Source organism: Pseudomonas sp. FG43, from assembly GCF_057809175.1.
On the sequence record NZ_JBMDJL010000019.1, the window covers coordinates 20,568 to 38,782 of the forward strand.

Genomic DNA, 18,215 nt, shown 5'->3' on the forward strand with positions numbered 1-18,215 from the left:
AGGAGTTTCACATGAGCACCCCGACTCACACTCGCATCCGCATGTTCAACACCAAGGACACCTACCCCAACCAAAGCCTGAACAACGACCTGTGCCAGGCCGTGCGTGCCGGCAACACCGTGTACGTGCGCGGCCAGGTCGGCACCGATTTCGACGGCAACCTGATCGGCCTTGGCGACCCCGCCGCACAGGCGAATCAGGCGATGAAAAACGTCAAGCAACTGCTCGAAGAAGCAGGCAGCGACCTGTCGCACATCGTCAAGACCACCACCTACATCATCGACCCGCGCTACCGCGAGCCGGTCTATCACGAAGTCGGCAAATGGCTCAAAGGCGTCTTCCCCATTTCCACAGGGCTGGTGGTATCGGCATTGGGTCAGCCGCAATGGCTGATGGAAATCGACGTGATCGCCGTAATCCCTGAATAAGGAGCGCCACCATGACCTTTTCCATCGCTGCACGCTGCGCAGAAACCGGCCAGTTGGGCATCGCCATCAGCTCATCGAGCATTGCCGTGGGCGCACGCTGCCCCTGGTTGCGCGCTGGCGTTGGGGCCGTGTCCTCGCAGAACATCACCCTGCCCGCACTGGGACCTCAAACACTGGAGCTGATCGAGCAAGGCCTGCTGCCAGCCGAGGCGTTGGAACAGGCATTGGCGGGCAACGCCTTCAGCGAGTATCGGCAAATTACAGCCATCGACCACCTGGGACGAACCGCGCACTTCAGCGGCAGCGAAACGCTGGGCATCAATAACGCACGCAGCGGGAATCAGTGCGTGGTGGCTGGCAATATGCTCGCAAGCCCTGAAGTCATCGACACCATGATCAAGGCTTTCGAGGAAACCACAGGGCCATTGGCCGAACGTCTGCTGCAAGCGATGCGTGCAGGTCTGGCGGCAGGCGGCGAAGCCGGGCCGGTACACTCGGCGGCAGTAAAAGTGGTGGGCGAACCTTCCTGGCCCATCGTGGACCTGCGCGTGGACTGGACCGACCACGACCCCATCGAAGCACTGAACAACCTGTGGCAAGCCTACCGGCCACAAATGCAGGACTACATCGACCGCGCCCTGAACCCCGCCAGCGCACCGGGTTACGGCGTACCGGGGGATGATCGATGAGTACCAGCCGCGAGCTGTTGGCGCGACTGGTTGCCTTCGACACCACCAGCCGCCTGTCCAACCTGGCCCTGATCGATTTTGTTCGTGATTACCTCGACAGCTTCGGGGTCGCCTGCGAGGTGATCTACAACGCGCAAAAGACCAAGGCCAATCTGTTTGCCACAATCGGCCCGGCCGACGTGCCGGGCATCGTCTTGTCCGGGCATACCGATGTCGTGCCGGTGGACGGCCAGGCCTGGACCTTCCCGCCGTTCGAGCTGAGCGAAGATGGCGGCAGACTTTACGGTCGCGGCACGGCCGACATGAAAGGCTACATTGCCTGCGTGCTGGCAATGGTCCCGGCGCTGGCACAAGCTTCGCTGCGCCTGCCGGTACACATTGCGCTGTCCTACGATGAAGAAATCGGTTGCCTGGGCGTGCGCTCATTGCTTGAAACGCTCCATACCCGCCCAGTAAAACCGCTGCTGTGCGTGATCGGCGAACCCACGGAGCTCAAACCGGTGCTTGGGCACAAAGGCAAAGTCGCCGTGCGCTGCGAAGTCCACGGAGCCGCCTGCCATTCGGCCCATGCACCCAGCGGCGTCAACGCCATCGAATACGCCGCAAAGCTGATCTGCGAACTGGGTCGTCTTGGGGAGGCATTAAAAGCCGATACACAGGACCCGCGTTTTGACCCGCCCTTCTCCACCGTGCAGACAGGCGTGATCGGCGGAGGCACCGCCTTGAACATCGTCCCCGCACAGTGCCACTTCGACTTTGAAGTCCGCTCGCTCCCGACACTGGACCCACGCCAGATCGTCACCGCCATGCACACCTACGCCCAACACAACCTGCTACCAGCCATGCGAGCAGTGAGCGGACAGAGCGACATCCAATTCACCGAACTGTCGAGCTACCCAGGCCTGGACACACCGATGCAAAGCCACGCAGCGGAGTTGATTGCACAGTTCTGCGGCTCCCGAGCATTCGGCACCGTCGCCTTCGGCACCGAAGGCGGATTGTTCGACCAAGCAGGAATCCCGGCCGTGGTCTGCGGGCCTGGGAGCATGGAACAAGGGCATAAGCCGGATGAATTCATCAGTGTTGAACAGCTTGAGGCGTGTGATGAGATGCTGAGGCAAGTGCTGGTGTTTGCACAGCGTTAAGGTCATCAATAACTTTTTGGGTGAGGGGTTATGGGTATGGCCAGGCTCAAATATCTATCTCTCTACGCCCTCGCCTGTTGCCGAATTTGGAGAGCGCTGGATCATCGCTAAGGGACCAACGACAAACAAAACCGTTAACATTCACCATGCTTCGGCGGACGGGATTTTTATAGACCCCGTACAGGAAAAAGTCTGCGTGCGATCTCATTACCGAGTCTATCAATGGTATTTTCTGGCAAATGAACACGCACCGTAGCTTTGCATTTTTAATAGCCACCTAGTGTACCGCTTGTGCAAAAATTTCAAACCTCTCACTAGCCGACCTTAACTTCGCACCCTTTGAAGAAGGCCCAAACAAGCCAGCCAAAAATACTTAAGCCCCTCAAGTAAAGCGAAGTCAATATCTCAATAACCTTTGGGATTTTTCGTCAGACCCTCATTAAAAATAAAAAGAACGAAATCTCTTGTTTCAAATTGATTTTTTGAGAAAAATCCAGCCGATAGCGTTTTTTTTCAATTTCAACTTCGACTAAAAACAAGCAATGCGTACTCTAGGGAACCGTTCCGAGTTGTTGTAAGCCGCGATAAGTTTAACCATGTTCCCCGTCAGCAGATCCCAGACAGCAGGGGAACACCATGTCTTTCTTCTCCATACCAAAAGCACTTTCGGGACAAAAATTCTCCGTCGCTCTGTCGACCCTGCTTTCAATCATAGCCTGCAATGCTCATGCACTGACGCCAGATGAAACAACCCACCTGCTGGGTCGCACCGGCTTTGGTGCCAGCCCTTCCGACAGGGAACTCTATCAGCACTTGAGTCGCGAACAGGCAGTAGAACGCTTGCTTGAGTCTCTGGATGCTCCATTATGGACACAACCACCAGCCTTCACACGCCAACCCCACCCAAACTATTGGGCCGAGGGATGGCAAGATCGCGAAACCACATTTCTACGTATCAACGAAATTAATCAACTGCAAGCGTGGTGGTTACAGGAAATGGTTGTAACGCCCTCACCTTTCGCGGATCGAATGACCCTGTTTTGGCATAACCTTTTTGTTTCACGCTTCGACAAAACCCACATCACCGCACCATTCCTAGAACAGTTAATGCTATTCCGGGATACAGGCAATCGCAACTTTCGCAGCCTGACACGTCAAGTACTGCAAGACCCAATGATGCTAAGCGGATTAGATAATGTTCATAATACAAAGCACCGTCCTAATGAAAATCTGGGACGCGAACTCCTTGAACTATTCACGTTGGGAATTGGCACTTACAGCCAAGAGGACGTAAGACAAGTAGCCCGAGTCTTGGCCGGACATGGTGTTGCGTTTGAACAACAATGGCGTTATCGGTTTGATGAAAAGACAGCAGACCGTGCCGAAAAACGTGTGCTCGGCCAAACTATAAATGGCAACAGTGACAAAGAGCTGGACGAGTTGGTCGATATCCTGCTCCAACAACCACAAACGGCCAAACGTCTGGCACAACGGTTTTATAACGAATTCGTCTCCTTGACTCCAGCTCCGCAGGAGGTCGAGCGTCTGGCTCAGGTTCTGCGCGACAGCGACTATGACATTCGGGCTCTGCTTCAGGATCTATTATTGAGTCCGGCTTTTTGGGATGAACGCAATCGCGGCGTACTGCTTAAGTCCCCACTGGAACTGGTGATAGGTTTCGCTCGCACATTTGAACTGGTACTACCGGATCAGCAGATTCTGGTCGATTACTCTGCTGCCCTGGGACAAGCACCGTTCATGGCACCCTCAGTCGAGGGCTGGCGTGGTGGGCTGGAGTGGTTGAGCAGCAAGACTCTCACTGATCGAGAACGTGTCATACAGCGCCTCTGGCAAGCGGTGCAAACCCTTGAACAGCGTCCACAAGCCGACGCCTTGCAGGTGCGCTTTGCGTCCGAATACACCACCACACCTGTGCGCTTTAAAGTGTCGGTCAACAATCAGATCATCAAGACCTTTGAAGCGAAACTCGGTGCTAATACCCAACATGAATTGAGTTCAAATGAACCTGGAAACCTGAAACCCATGTGGGAATGGGTGAGTATTCCACGCAAAGAGCTGCCTGAAAATATCCATACAGTAACAGTGACTATGGACGTACAAAGTACCGGCAGTAATCTTTTCGTCAACTGGATAGCTCTGGATGGTTATCGCTTTTCCCCCCAAAAAGCTCGCTGGTCCACTACCGCCGGCTCAGGTTGCCAGGCTGACTCACCGCTGGGCTCGTTCTACTGCAATCTGAGCCTGGTGTTCGAAGTCAGTCATCCCATTCAAGCAGAACAGGCAACTCTGGAAGACCGCCATGCCCCACTCAACTCAAACCTTGAATATGGTACCGGACGACAACAGCTCCAGTGCCGTGTAACACCTTGCCTTCCAATAGCTGCCGCACGCATTCCAAACCTCAAGACATCAGCCGGAAACATATCTTTCAACTCAGTGTTGGCAAGCGCGCCATTACGAATCGAACTGCCATTGCTGGAGTCCGGCCTACAAGCAGTCAAAGCACTGACTCTCGACCCGGCCTACAACCTGAAATAGCTAAAGGGGGCTTAATGTCTGACTCTTGTTTGTTTTCTCGACGTCTGTTGTTAAAAAGTCTGACCTTGGGAATGGCGGGAATCGCATTACCGTTATCGTTGTCGGCAACCGAAAACCAGAAGTTCCCCCCCCACAAACGACTCATTGTGATTGAGTTGTTTGGCGGTAATGATTCGCTCAACACCTTGGTTCCCTACACGGATCCTCTCTACAAACGCTATCGACCCAACCTGGCGTTAAACAACCGTGACATCGTTCCGTTGTCGACAGAGCTGGCTTTGAATGCGGCATGGAAGGATATCGCCGAGGTTTTCCAACGTGGAGAACTGGCAATCGTTCAGGACGTCGGTTATCCGCAGCCCAACTTGTCTCATTTCGGCTCTGCGGCGATATGGGCATCGGGATCTCTGGAAGCAGGTCAACATTCCGGATGGGCTGGCCAAGTGATCTCGACCCACCGTATCCACATGAGCGCTCAAGATGCTGACGGCATCATTCTTTCGGGCAATCAGGACCTGATGCAAAGCAGGGGTGCCCAAGTCTTGACCTTGCAAGACAGCAAATCGTTTCTCAGTGCGCAGACACGGCCTGTGATATCGACAACCCTCGGAACTCAGAACCCGGCAGCACACCACCTTGAACAATTGCTGGATCAAAGTGCAACTCTGCGGGAACGGATACGTCGCAAAATTAAAACACCTAATCGTTTTAATGCGTGGTTCACAAAGGATGGTTATACGGAACCTCAAAACATGCAGGCGGCGCTACTGTTATGGCTGATTGAAAACGACATCAACGCCCCTTTGTTCAAACTCAGTCTATCCGGCTTCGACTTACATTCGGGTCTGCGCGGCGAACATGAGCGCTTACTCGGTAAAGTGCAAACCCTGCTGCTGTCATTGCGCAAGGGACTTATGGAAATGAGTGCATGGAAGGACAGCCTGATTCTGGTGCATTCCGAGTTCGGTCGTCGTCCACAGGAAAACGCCTCGGCAGGCACCGACCATGGCACCAGTGGTTTAGTGCTGCTATGCGGAGGCAGTGTATCGGGAGGCTTATGGGGGCAGCAAAGTTCGCTGCAAGATCTTGATAGCGATGGAAACCTAAAATTCACCACCGATTTTCGTGCCATTTACGCTTCTATCATTCAAAACTTTTGGGGGCTGTCGGCCAGTAGTAATGCTCCCGATTCTATCGCGGCACTGGGCATAAAACTCTGAACTTAATCGTGCCATTTCTGCCCACGCGCCTGATAAGCGTCGGCGTAAAACCGAGGAACCTCATATGCAACTAACCGCTGTCGAGCCACAACATAATGAAGAAGTGGAACGTTGGAAAAGACACTTCCAGCGCAAGACGTTCTGCAGCCAGAATACTATTATCGCTGGCGAATTACCCACCACTGATGCCGATATTCTGGTGTGCCTGACGCTTTACAACGAACAAGCCCAAGCCGTGGCTGACACGCTGGCAGGGGTGGCACGCAATCAGATTCAACTTGCCAGATACATGGCCGCACCGGTCCCAAGGATCGTGGTGTGTATAGTACTTGATGGTATGCACTGCGTAGATGCTTCGACCACCCTGCTGCTTGAAAGTCTGGGGCTCTCCCCCCGGCGTCAACCAATGGATGAAGCACTGGCAGAAGCTGAAAACAGGATAATACTTCAAGGCAAAAACCTGCCTGCCAATGAGTTACTCGAACGTTGTGGGAAAGACTGGGTCGGCGAGCAGTCCAGTGCATCGATCACCGTATTACTGGCTACCAAGCTGCATAATGCCAGCAAACTCGACAGCCATGCCTGGTTCTTCTGGGGCATTGGCAGCAAGGTCAAGGCACGCTTCGCAATGCAACTGGATGCAGGGTCTATTCCCGCTCCAGATTGTTTTAAGCACTTATTGCAACACATGCACGACGAACCTGAGTGCGGTGCGGTAACCACCTGCATTCTGACCCCTGTGCCTGAAAACATGAACCTCCAGCAAAACTGGCAATACGCCGATTATATCTGGGAAAAAGTCAGCGATTGGCCCGTAGGTAATCTGTGCCGCTATCTGGAGGTGGTCCCAGGACAATGCAGCCTGATTCGCTGGGAGAGTTTCTGTGAGCCTGAAAGTCAGGAGCGGGCCCCCATTGATGAGTATTTAAGAGGGTTGGAACCCCAAGGACTACTCGAGTGCAATTTGTTCTTGGCCGAAGATCGAGTCATGGGTTTTGAGCTGGTCAAGAACCTACAACATAGCAGTACCGTCCGTTATTGCCCGCAGGCGCAGGTAGAAACGGACTTGTGTCCTGACTTTGGCGAACTTATCAGGCAACGCAGGCGCTGGATCAATAGCACGGTGGCGGCCCGCCTGAGTTCGGCAAAACAACTACCGAAAATGATGAAGCAGCACAGCATCTCAACACAGCGTATTCCTGGAGTATTACTGTCATTGTGTTGGGGGCTGATGCAGTTTGCAACACAACTGATGATGCCTGTGTTTATTACGGTATTAATGGCTACAGGCGTTGCCTACACCAGCACGAAAATCGGTACTGCCGCGCACGTCGCCGAATCGAACGGCTATTGGGCAGCCACGGGATTCCTGTTGTTATGGGCCAGTGTATTGCTCATCAGTCGACAAATTAATATCGGAAGTCGCAGAGGGGAACGGTGGCATATCACCGCTATCTGTACCTTGGGGATTGTCATGGTGTCCGGCTGGGCATTGACACTCTGGGGAAGCACATTGCAAAGCCTTTACTTCATAGGTGCCACACTCCTGTTCGTGATCATCGCCATCGTCGCCCAATCCTGGGGACACCTGAGACAGGTCGGCCGCTGGTTTGGTCTCTATCTTGTACTGCTGCCCGTCTTCAACCTTTATATGACTTCTTATTCACTGGCAAATATCAGTGACATCAGTTGGGGCACCAAGGGACTGGTATCAAAACATGCAGCGCCTGACAGGGCTCGACGCTGGTCGAGAACACGTGACCAATTGCTATGGATCTGGATTCTGTCAAGTGTCGCGCTGTCCAGTTTGATTCTACTTGCTGTTCCGATGTCATCCTGGATGGTCTGCGTACAACTTCTTTCATTATTTTTCGTCCGCATCGGGATCGCGGCCTTTATAAGTGTATGCACTCAGGCTTACGACGCGGTACGTCAAAGAACCTGACCCTTCCCGTTATTAATTCTGCACTTAATATCCATTAACTGGAGTCATGACCATGAATCCCTATACGCTGAAACCTGAGACCGATAAACGCCTGGGAATAGTACGACCCACTTTTGCTCCTTTTGAAATTCTTGCCCCCCGTTTCAAATCAAGCATGGACAGTGGCGTCGTCACCAATGGAGGTCCTCAACTCAAAACATTTGAAGCTCGACTGAGCGACTATCTATCGGTACCGACTCTGGCGTTCTGCAACGGAGAACAGGCGTTGATCGCGCTGCTGATGGCCGCTGATCTCAAAGGCAAGGAAGTCATCGTTCCCTCCTTTACCTTTGTCGGCTCGGTGCATGCCATTGTTATTGCAGGTGCCATCCCTGTGTTCGCAGAAATCCAGAGCCTCGATTGCCCCCTCGCGGATCTGAGCGACATAGAACGAAAAATAACCGAAAACACTGGAGCCATTCTAGCAGTGGATGTCTACGGTTATGCCAACGACTACAAGTCTCTGGAGAAACTTGCTAAACAGAACGGGCTGCGGTTGTTCATCGATAGCGCGCCGGCATTTGGCAGCCTTTATCAGGGTCAGCGCATTGGTGGATTCGGCGATGGGCAGATTTTCAGCTTTCACGCGACCAAGCCATTCAACACTCTGGAAGGCGGTTGCGTATGCACTAATGACGCTGAACTGATGAGCCGCGTAGCGGCAATTCGCAACTTTGGTCAAAGCGATCAGGGCGAATGCCTATATGTAGGGCTCAACGGGAAGATGAGTGAAATCAATGCGATTGTCGGCTTGGCTCAGTTGCCATCTCTGGAGTTGCAACTCAAATGCCGACGCCAAGCTGCTGCGCGTCTGATTCAGGGTTTGGAAGGCATACCTGGCCTGAATGTATGCCAGCCGACAGGGGAACAGGAACCGGTCTGGCAATACCTCCCGGTACGCGTAGACCCTGAACACTATGGAATGAATCGGGATGAACTACAACACACTATGGCAACGGCCAATGTGATGGTTCGCAAGTATTACTCGCCAGCGTGCCACTTGATGCCGGCGTATGCCTCACCCCAGCAAACCGATCTGAAACTGACAGAGGAACTCGCCTGCAGTGTCCTGGCACTGCCTATCTATAACGACATGAGCGAAGCCGAATGCGATCGGATAGTCGCATTGCTATACACGCTTTATTTATCAGGACTTCCAGTGGTGGATCATCAAGGGGTCGCATCATGAGTAAAAAAATCCTGGTAGCAGGCGCTGGCGGTTATATCGGTATTGTCTTATGCCAGCTTCTGGTTAAAAGCGGTTATGAAGTCATCGCGTTTGACCGTTTCTTTTTCGGAAGGCGCAATGGTGATTTTGAGCTTTCGTCAACTCTGGTAATCCGGGGAGATATACGCGAAATAGAGGCCTCTCTGCTTGAGCATGTCGATGCCGTGGTGGACCTGGCCGGACTCAGCAACGACCCGGCAGCCTTGATCTCACGTCATGCAACGTATTCGATCAACTACGAGGGTGCCTGCCATCTGGCCCGGACGGCCAAGGAAGCCGGAGTCAAAAACTACGTTTACATGAGTTCGGCCTCTGTTTATGGGCGGTCCGGAAATGAACCTTTGCAAGAAGAAGCGACCTGCGTTCCTCAAAGCCTTTATGCGGAACTGAAACTTAAGGTGGAAAATAGCCTGTTAGCGCTGGGCGACACACACTTTCAACCTGTCATGCTGCGCAATGCAACGGTGTTTGGCCTCGCTCCACGCATGCGTTATGACCTGGTCGTCAACACCATGACGCATATGGCGATGCGTGAAGGCGTGATAAGAATCGACGGTGATGGTTGCCAGCAAAGACCCTTCATTCATGTTCGGGATGTCGCACGGGCTGTGCTGCTGGCACTTGAGCTTGACACAGAGTTAGTGCCCGAACGCATATTCAATGTGGGCGGCGATACGCTGAATTACACCATTAAACAAATTGCCGAGTGCGTTGCACAACAAGTAAGTTCTGCACAGATCATCATTGCCCCTAACAACGCAGACAGCCGTGACTACTGCTTGAACTTTAATCGAGCTCGGAAACAATTAAAATTCACACCCTCAATCGACATTGAGGCTGGAATCAAAGAAATCGTCACCGAACTGACCACGCAGTCAAATATGCCGGGTGATCCTTCCTGCTTTACCGCACCTTGGTATAAAAATCTGATGGAGTGGGAAGAGCGACTGACAAGACTGAGCTTACGAGGCCGAATTCTCTGATTGCTGAATCACTGACGCCTGCTCGTCAGTGATAGGAGGAGCCTCACAATGTTTAAACGCATGAACAAGGCAATAAGCTCAGTGCTATTTATGGGCCTAAGCGCGTGGGGAAAAATAGCAGAGTGCAAGACAACCGAGGAAGGTTTTTATGAGCAGACTCAAGTAACAAGCCACCTTAATTACTGGCAACGTACACGTCATGAATGGGACGCTACGGCACAGAACAGCGACGTCAAAAGCACATTGAAACAAGCTGTTCTTGCACAACATATAGACATTACATCAGGGTATGCTCTAAATACCCTAGGGCTGGATATAGGCCTTTTCAGCAGCGCGCCCTTGACGGCAAGCCAAGGCAGTATTCATCCCAACACAATGGGACTGTCTCAAGAAAAACAGTTGTCCGAAGAACGCTACTCAGGGGACAGGGCAGGCTGGAGCTACTACAAGGCTGCCGGCAAATGGAGATCAGGCCCGTTCTGGGCTCGACTTGGGTATTTACAACCCCACGGTCAAGGCTTATTGGCGACAAACTGGAGCTTCGTACCTGGAACCTATCGCGGTTTGGAAGCCGGCGTAAAACTGCCACAGCCGTCAGGTGTTCTTGAAATGTCTTATTTTTGGAGTGATCAATACAAAGCACCCTGGTATACAAAGACAGACTCTTTTTTACAAGGCGATGGGAGAACCCGAATACATTACTTGCACACTCTGGGATTAAAATATCAAGATGACAAAGACTACTCAGTTGAAGCCGCATGGGGACAAGCACAAGGTTACCGTCAGCAGTTTTTCTTTAAAGTCTCACGGCCTGTCAATATCACGCTCATGCCGGCACTCATGACCTATCAGTTCTATGCTGCACGAGACCAGAAACAGGAAGACGCACAGTATACCGACCTGGCGTGGCTGCAAGCCCTGACTATTGGTTCCACCCAAGGCTCACTGGGGTGGCGGATAGAGGCTACCTCCGTGAAAGCAGAAGGATCGATGGGATATTTCACACCACGCATGACACCCGCTTATGGATCATCCAACGGTCGCATGGATATAGGGTGGGATAGCCGTTCAGACTTCAATGCACATGGCGAGCGCGCCCTGTATACAGGCATCACATACAAATTGAGTAAGGAAGAGCGAGGACTGACAGTCGGTATTGCCCACACTTACGCCTGGAATGCCCGCCCTGCCGGGTCTATCGACATTCAACAACAGACATCACTCACAGAACAGGCTTGGCGATACAGCATCGCTTACAAGCTGCGCACGGGAAGCGATCGTTACACACAATTCGACTTTCGCCACATACGATACCGGAACAGCGCCAATGGATCACCCCAACAATCAGGCTATTCCAGCATTCCACTCAAGAGCAACGAATCCATTCTGTCCGTCAGCGTTCCTTTAAAATTTCTCTGACGTGAGCCTGATGAAAACCATCCATTCCTGCGCGGCTTTCTGAATGGGCTTGGTGTAACGCCGCCTCTCCTCATCACTCTACTGAGTGTCCTCACGCTAAACCTCAATACTCCGCCATTAATGACCGAAAAAAGTGCAGGGAAGTTTATTCATCTCAAGCAATCCCTCTTGAATTAAAACTCAGAAAAATCACATAAACCTCACCGAAAGGCGGGGGATGTCAATGAGCGCTGAACCCGCCACAATACCGGAACCTTGAAACACACGCCTTCAGAACCCCAGGGTAAAAACCGGATGTTCGCACAGACGGCGTGTTCCTTTTATTGCCTGGCTAAACGATCAATGGCCCGCACAATCAACTCATTGTCCTGTTCAGACAAGCCAGCCCCCTGCGCCCTTAGATAAGCTTTACCAAGACGATTAAGACATGGCATTTTGAATGCTTACTTTCTCTTAGTGCGACAAGGATAGCTGTATGGCCGACATAGATTTCTATACGCTTTTCTCCGGCTTGCCTGAAAGTCATGATCACCGCTTTTCGCAAATAGAGAGTTTCTATTCACAGCATAGGGTTACGCTATTATGCACGCTGCCTTGGCTCGCTGCTGAGCTGGCTGAAAATGACGGAATTCTGGCAATGTCCTGTTTTATCCGCCGGTATGGAGGAAGTCGCTTATATATAAACAAATCACATCACGATTTTTTAGAAAAAATAGAAATAATTATTTCAGAAAAAACTTATAAACAACTGCTCACTCACGCAGGTGCCAGTGGAAGCATTGATATTCCCTCTGCATGGGGAATATTCAGCGCCTTGAGAAAGGTAGCCATACAGCAGGCCATTACAGAAGATATGCCTGCACAGAAAATCGCCAATTGTTTTGGTGTCACTGAACGCCATCTCCGAAATCTCGCTCATAAAGAACTACTTAAACGCGCTGCCATTTAATTCTGCGGCCCAACAGGGGGATTCATCAAGGCCACAGGGAAGTGCCACGATGCTTAAGCTCTAACCATTTAAACCCTGAAAACCATGCAGATCTGTGCAAGGAAACGCTGAAAAAGTCACCTGCAAGTTGTTAACTTATGCAATACCCAGGGTACCGCGGTAGGGATTTCTATTTTAATTGATGGGCACGTATTGCCACCCAATTACAAATAAGACACCTGCTTTGACAGCAGTCTCGAACACAAAACGGCATCGCTGAATAGCGACTGTCTGCCTTCGCGCAGCCTAAACAAAACCACGTCAACACTATCGAGGAGAATACCTTGCGAACGTCTGTCATCATCCCAACCCATAACAAAGCAGAATACCTTAATCTTGTGCTCGCCTCTCTGGTTTCTCAAACTGAGGCGCCGGATGAGATTGTCATCATTAATGATGGATCAAGTGATCATACACTTGATGTTATTCGGAACTATATCGATAGACTGCCGATTCGGGTTCGATCTCAGGCGTGTGGTGGCCGCGCAGCCGCACGTAATGCAGGCCTGGAAGAAGCCACAGGAGATTTAATTATTCTTTGTGATGATGACCGAATCGCCGCACCTGATTTTGTCGAGCAGCATCGTGCAGCGTTGCAGCGTGACCCCTCCGTGATCTGCATTGGATGGAAGAAACGAGCCTTGACCATTTGGCGGAACGCTCTGCCCCTGATACCAACTGATTATGAACGCCTTAGCGTTTCTGCCGGATTCTCATTTCCATACTTACCCGATGACACATGGCAGGCACTCATTTCGCCCAGACAAATCATGAATGATTTTGATGAGTTCCTGAAATTATGGGTGATGGGGGATGAAATTGACAACTCACCAGGAGAGCCCTCTTTGTGTGCTGAGTTGATGCCCTGGATTTGGGGGACAACAGCCAATATGTCTTTTGACAGACGCTATGGCAAAGAAGCCGTCTTTGACGAAACCTATAAGGGCTGGGGTGTTGAAGATGTTGACTTTTGCTTAAATCTTATCCAGCAGGGACGACACATTAGCTTTGAAAATTCGGCTGTAAACTATCACCAAATACACAAACTCGGCGATGCAGGATTACGTGAGGCGAAAGCCGAACGAATGCACCAGGCAAACATCAATCTCAACTATTTCTGCGAAAAGCATAGAACACTGGAGGCTCATCTCTACCGGCGTGTACAACAAGGAATGAAGCCGCATGAAGCCGCTGCTATTTTGTTGACCGCACGCCAGGATTCAAGCGGTATTCTGACCGAAGAGTTGAGAACCATTTACGCACTCCAAACGTTCTCCAATGAAGATTGCGGCGACTTGAAGTCAATTTCCGGCAATGATCTTTGGGCTCTGGACAGGGTTCAGGAGTACCTGTGGGATGATGAGCAAAGCCAGAGACAACCTGTTCCCGCAACCCAATCTCGCTCTGGACGTATGCAGCCTGCCCGTCCTCGGATCGCAGGTTTAATGCAAAAGCTGCCCACTACACATAAATGGTGGACTCCTATGTTGTGGCAAGCAGAAGAAAAGCAGTTTTGCGAAAGGATGTATGCCTTGCCGCTATGTTTCCAGGCGACGAAGAGCGGCATGAAAATCGGCTATCCAAGAGCCGTGCAAATCACACCAGATAACCGAACATTTGAACTGCCTTTTTTACATGACCTGACCCTTCGCTTGGCAGAGGATGAGGCAGTAAGCTTCGGCGTACAGGATTACTCCGACAGAACAGTGGATGTTGTTTGGGAGGGGAAAAACCAGCGCATGACCATGCGAGCTGTTCAGGGTTGTCCCTCTGTTCATTTCTGGTTTGAGGGCCCTTCACATCTGGACATCTCTTTTGAACACACCACCCACTTTTCTGCCTGCCCTGATGACCAGGCGATTATTGCAACTTCCAAAGACGTGCAGTATTTGATTTGCTACAAAGGTTGCTCTTGGGAGTGCAAAGATAATAAAACGCTGGGCGTCCGGGGTGTCAAACACGACTCCGCCGTGACCATACACGTTCTTCCCGATCTAGAGGGAACACTGCTAAAGCACTTCCTTCTTCAGGGGACAAGAAGACCAGTGGACAAAGGCTTCGAGTGGGAAGTGGATCATTCAGAGAAACGCGTTCAGATGCATTTCGCGATGCACAATGATGATGAATCTCAAAGTGGCGGCTTTCTGCAAGCGCTGTTACCGCATCAGTGGCGTCGAAGCAGCGGGCTTGTCGCCCTTGGTCATTATGCCTCTGCACGCGGACTCATGACCCTTGTTGATGTAACTGAATTCTCGGTAGACATGAAAAAGCGCAGCTTCCTGCCCTACCTTCCACCGATCGTCGATGCGACAGCTCACACCTATCAATTGATCGACGATGCCCACACTGCATCCGCAACAACAGCCTTATGGCAACGTCCCTTGGAAGGGTATTCATCAGACGATGGATATTGGGCCGGTAAAGCACTTGTTCGCCTGGCAGACATGGCGAACACTGCTCGGTACGTTGGCCATGACTCAGCTGTTCAGCATTTTATAGAAACCATCAAATACAAGCTGGAAAGCTATTTTGAAATGCGCGACCAAACAGGCTTTTACTACGACAAACAGTGGACGACGTTGTTATTTACGCCCTGCTCGGTACACGGAGTGGCTGAGCACATGAATGATCATATCTATTATTATGGTTATTTTTTAAGAGCGGCCGCCGCCGTAGGACTGCACGATCGCGCCTGGATTAATCGTCCTGAAATCAAAACTGTTTTGTTAAAAATAATAGGCGATGTGGCCAACCCTGAGCGTGACAGCACCCTCTTTCCGTTCATGCGGTGCTTTGATGCCTATTCGGGTCACTCTTGGGGTAATGGCAGTGGTGCCTATTCCCAAGGACTTAACGCCGAGCCATCAAGCGAATCGATCAATTTTGCCGCATCGGTAGCACTGCTAGGCGGTTTACTGGAAGATCAAAAAATTCAAGATCTTGGCATCATGCTCTATACCGCCGAATGCGAAACAACACTCGATTACTGGTTCAATCGCTGGGACGATAGTTTTCCCGACAATTTTGCGCAGCCTTTTGTTGGAATGTTATGGTCAAGTGGAGCAAGCTGCAGGTCCTGGTTTGATGTTCGTCCGACCGAAGCCCTGGGTGTCAATCTCCTGCCGATCCAGGCAAGTTCGACTTATTTATATGGTAATCCGCATTTACAGGCTGTGCTAAACAAAATTTATGCTGACTGGGATCACAACGGGCCGCGCTGGGGAAACGTAATGGCGATGACTCAGGCATTGACCAATGCCTCGGCCGCACAGGCGACTATTGATCGTCTTTCTGAATCGGAACTGACAGAGTGGTCGTTACACCCCGGCACTGTACAATTATGGATTGCAACGCTTGCCAAACTCGGTGAACCGGTGGAATCCATAACCTGTAATCTGCCGTTCTATGCCGTCTTCGAGAAAAATGGCAAGCGCAACTATTGGGCCTTCAATCCCGGAAAGGAACCTGTCGATGCCTTTTTCTCGGACGGCTTTCAACTTCTGATTCAACCTGGTATCGATGCAACCGGATGGCATCCCAATTTACGAGAGCCGACCTCGGAGAAAGAGCAGCACAAGCCTGGCGTATTCGTGCCTATGGCAGGGCTCTGAAAAGCCGATCACTAACGGATAAGAACTGCAGCCAAGCTGCCAGCAATTTTTCTTGAAAGTCTCGCGGCCTATCAGTCCGATGCGGCACGGGACTTAACCAGGAAAGACGGACAATAGAGCAACGTGGCTTGGCTGCAAACACTGACAATAGGCTCCACACCGGCCTTACTGAGTAGACAGGGAGACTATATCGTGAAAAGTTCGATAAAATTTCAGGTCACGATGCCATCCGCTTGCGGCTTGTCCGGCGGTCCTTCACAGAGCTCTAAAGTGAGACTGATTAACTTCATTAACACCTGTGCTGCATCCTGAACTGGCTTGGTGTAACGCCCCAGCACTCTTTAAACTTTCTACAAAAATGCGAAGCACTGCTAAAACCACATGAATACGCGATATCCGTGAGGCTTAAGCGATCATTGCTGCGCAATTTCAACGCCTGACTTGCCTGTTCGAGCCTCATTTTCCACAACAGCTTTTCTACACTTTCCCCGTGCACATCCCTCATCACTCGATTGAGCGTCCTCACGCTAAACCTCAATGCTTTCGCCATTTTACTGACCGAAAAAGACATATCATCCAAATGCGCACTCAAATACTGGATACTCAAATCCCTGTAATGACTATTTTTTGACTTCGCCAAATCAAAGGGCACGATGCTATAGCTCTCGATAGTCTCCTTCAGCAAATAAATCAATGCTTGCAGTATACGCTCTCCTGTCTCCGCCCCGTATGTCAACTCGTCGCAAATGAGTGTCAATACAGAGTTGTAAAACAACTGTGATTTCTTTTCACGTGTGCTATCAAAACGGAAAGGCAGTTGCATCTCGACCAACGACAGTATCGAATCTATTTGACTTGCCGGAAAGGTCATCATGATCAAGTGCACGTCCTCATGAAGAACAACTTCAGTTTCGACCCCGAGATTAAATAACCCCCAATCACCGGATTGCAATGTGACCACTTTATTATTCTGAATGTACTGACTGCTTCCTTTACGCTGAAAAACCAAAAACCTCCTTGCAGGAAGCGAGTGCGTCTCAGGCAATCCACTACAACCAATCTTCCATGGCGTAGAACGCAGCGAGGTTACATTGAATTCACCGAACTGCTGAGCGTAGAAATGAGCGTTGAAACCCTCCGTCACACCATGAATCTTGAAGCTCTTCTCCCAGAGGTCCGTGGGAAAATTACAGACATTCTCATTAAACATATAAAACCATTGAAAAACACGTTGCTCCGGAGAAAATTCCGACGCCCACACAGATGCCTTGTTCATTTTAACTCCTATTTGACCGAACCATGGCTCGCACAATCAATTCTTTGACCTGTTCAGACAAGCCAGAACACCGTGCTCATAGATAAGATGTACCAAGACGTTTAAGACATCACACCTGGCTTCTTACTTTCTCTTGATACGACAAGGATTGATGCATGGCCGACATAGACTTCTATACGCTCTTCTCTGGCTTACCAGACCGGGATGACGATCGCTTTTCGCAAATAGAGAGATTCTATTTAGTGCATCGACATGCGTTATTATGCACCCTGCCCTGGCTGGCTGCCGAGCTGGCCGAAAATGACGGCATTCTGACAATGTCCTGTTTTATCCGACGTTATGGAGGAAGTCGTTTGTACATAAATAAATCCCATCAAGATTTTTTAAAAAAGATAGAAATTATTATTTCAGAAAAAACACACAAACAATTCATTACTCATGTCGGTGCCAGTGGCAGCCTTGATATACCCTCTGCCTGGGGTATCTTTAATGCGTTTAGAAAAGTGGCTATACAACAGGCAATTACAGAAGACATGCCTGCGCAGAAAATTGCCAATTGTTTTGGAGTCACTGAACGCCACCTCCGCAATCTCGCCCACAGAGAACTACTTAAACACACCGTCAGCTAACGAAAATAAATATCCACCGATCGTAATCTGCCTGCCTAGGTGGAACGGTTCCATCG

Annotated in this window: 13 protein-coding genes; 12 read left to right on the forward strand and 1 reads right to left on the reverse strand. The window is 50.8% G+C overall.

What is annotated here, in order from left to right:
- Positions 1-11 precede the first annotated feature (11 nt).
- The 11 genes from ACODS3_RS20085 (at position 12) to ACODS3_RS20135 (ending at position 16,254) form a co-directional block, all read left to right on the forward strand.
- The gene (locus ACODS3_RS20085) at positions 12-428 is read left to right on the forward strand and encodes a RidA family protein (RefSeq protein WP_025259295.1); all 417 of its coding nucleotides are present in this window, start codon (positions 12-14) and stop codon (positions 426-428) included.
- Positions 429-439: 11 nt separating this feature from the next.
- Complete coding sequence (locus tag ACODS3_RS20090; protein ID WP_489035930.1) at positions 440-1,117, forward strand: DUF1028 domain-containing protein; 678 nt, start codon at positions 440-442, stop codon at positions 1,115-1,117.
- Positions 1,114-2,262 carry an acetylornithine deacetylase gene (gene argE, locus ACODS3_RS20095; protein ID WP_489035932.1) on the forward strand — a complete coding sequence of 383 codons (1,149 nt, stop codon included), beginning with the start codon at positions 1,114-1,116 and terminating at the stop codon, positions 2,260-2,262. The genes ACODS3_RS20090 and argE overlap by 4 nt, the downstream gene beginning before the upstream one ends.
- A 636-nt stretch (positions 2,263-2,898) precedes the next feature.
- Entirely contained in the window at positions 2,899-4,821 is a 1,923-nt protein-coding gene (locus ACODS3_RS20100; protein WP_025259292.1) for a DUF1800 domain-containing protein, read from the forward strand.
- Positions 4,822-4,835: 14 nt separating this feature from the next.
- A complete protein-coding gene (locus ACODS3_RS20105; RefSeq protein WP_489035934.1) occupies positions 4,836-6,041 on the forward strand; it encodes a DUF1501 domain-containing protein in 1,206 nt (401 codons plus the stop codon).
- Positions 6,042-6,105: 64 nt separating this feature from the next.
- A complete protein-coding gene (locus tag ACODS3_RS20110; protein WP_489035936.1) occupies positions 6,106-7,986 on the forward strand; it encodes a glycosyltransferase family 2 protein in 1,881 nt (626 codons plus the stop codon).
- A gap of 52 nt (positions 7,987-8,038) precedes the next feature.
- Positions 8,039-9,214: a DegT/DnrJ/EryC1/StrS family aminotransferase gene (locus ACODS3_RS20115; protein WP_489035938.1), complete on the forward strand. Its 1,176-nt coding sequence runs from the start codon at positions 8,039-8,041 to the stop codon at positions 9,212-9,214.
- Entirely contained in the window at positions 9,211-10,236 is a 1,026-nt protein-coding gene (locus tag ACODS3_RS20120; RefSeq protein ID WP_025259290.1) for an NAD-dependent epimerase/dehydratase family protein, read from the forward strand. The genes ACODS3_RS20115 and ACODS3_RS20120 overlap by 4 nt, the downstream gene beginning before the upstream one ends.
- Before the next feature lie 48 nt (positions 10,237-10,284).
- On the forward strand, positions 10,285-11,655 hold the full coding sequence (locus ACODS3_RS20125; protein ID WP_489035941.1) for a lipocalin/fatty acid-binding family protein: 1,371 nt from the start codon (positions 10,285-10,287) through the stop codon (positions 11,653-11,655).
- 475 nt (positions 11,656-12,130) lie between these two features.
- Entirely contained in the window at positions 12,131-12,604 is a 474-nt protein-coding gene (locus ACODS3_RS20130; protein WP_025259288.1) for a hypothetical protein, read from the forward strand.
- 323 nt (positions 12,605-12,927) lie between these two features.
- Positions 12,928-16,254 carry a glycosyl hydrolase gene (locus ACODS3_RS20135; protein WP_489035943.1) on the forward strand — a complete coding sequence of 1,109 codons (3,327 nt, stop codon included), beginning with the start codon at positions 12,928-12,930 and terminating at the stop codon, positions 16,252-16,254.
- A gap of 289 nt (positions 16,255-16,543) precedes the next feature.
- On the opposite strand, the gene ACODS3_RS20140 is transcribed toward ACODS3_RS20135, so the two are convergent.
- The gene (locus tag ACODS3_RS20140) at positions 16,544-17,530 is read right to left on the reverse strand and encodes a helix-turn-helix domain-containing protein (protein WP_489035945.1); all 987 of its coding nucleotides are present in this window, start codon (positions 17,528-17,530) and stop codon (positions 16,544-16,546) included.
- Positions 17,531-17,685: 155 nt separating this feature from the next.
- Between ACODS3_RS20140 and ACODS3_RS20145 the strand changes: the two genes are divergently transcribed.
- Complete coding sequence (locus ACODS3_RS20145; protein WP_025259285.1) at positions 17,686-18,159, forward strand: hypothetical protein; 474 nt, start codon at positions 17,686-17,688, stop codon at positions 18,157-18,159.
- Positions 18,160-18,215: the final 56 nt, after the last annotated feature.

Bases quoted from the DNA above. Each gene is read 5' to 3' on its own strand.
- ACODS3_RS20085 (WP_025259295.1), top strand. From the start codon at position 12: ATGAGCACCCCGACTCACACTCGCATCCGCATGTTCAACACCAAGGAC.
- ACODS3_RS20090 (WP_489035930.1), top strand. From the start codon at position 440: ATGACCTTTTCCATCGCTGCACGCTGCGCAGAAACCGGCCAGTTGGGC.
- argE (WP_489035932.1), top strand. From the start codon at position 1,114: ATGAGTACCAGCCGCGAGCTGTTGGCGCGACTGGTTGCCTTCGACACC.
- ACODS3_RS20100 (WP_025259292.1), top strand. From the start codon at position 2,899: ATGTCTTTCTTCTCCATACCAAAAGCACTTTCGGGACAAAAATTCTCC.
- ACODS3_RS20105 (WP_489035934.1), top strand. From the start codon at position 4,836: ATGTCTGACTCTTGTTTGTTTTCTCGACGTCTGTTGTTAAAAAGTCTG.
- ACODS3_RS20110 (WP_489035936.1), top strand. From the start codon at position 6,106: ATGCAACTAACCGCTGTCGAGCCACAACATAATGAAGAAGTGGAACGT.
- ACODS3_RS20115 (WP_489035938.1), top strand. From the start codon at position 8,039: ATGAATCCCTATACGCTGAAACCTGAGACCGATAAACGCCTGGGAATA.
- ACODS3_RS20120 (WP_025259290.1), top strand. From the start codon at position 9,211: ATGAGTAAAAAAATCCTGGTAGCAGGCGCTGGCGGTTATATCGGTATT.
- ACODS3_RS20125 (WP_489035941.1), top strand. From the start codon at position 10,285: ATGTTTAAACGCATGAACAAGGCAATAAGCTCAGTGCTATTTATGGGC.
- ACODS3_RS20130 (WP_025259288.1), top strand. From the start codon at position 12,131: ATGGCCGACATAGATTTCTATACGCTTTTCTCCGGCTTGCCTGAAAGT.
- ACODS3_RS20140 (WP_489035945.1), bottom strand. From the start codon at position 17,530: ATGAACAAGGCATCTGTGTGGGCGTCGGAATTTTCTCCGGAGCAACGT.
- ACODS3_RS20145 (WP_025259285.1), top strand. From the start codon at position 17,686: ATGGCCGACATAGACTTCTATACGCTCTTCTCTGGCTTACCAGACCGG.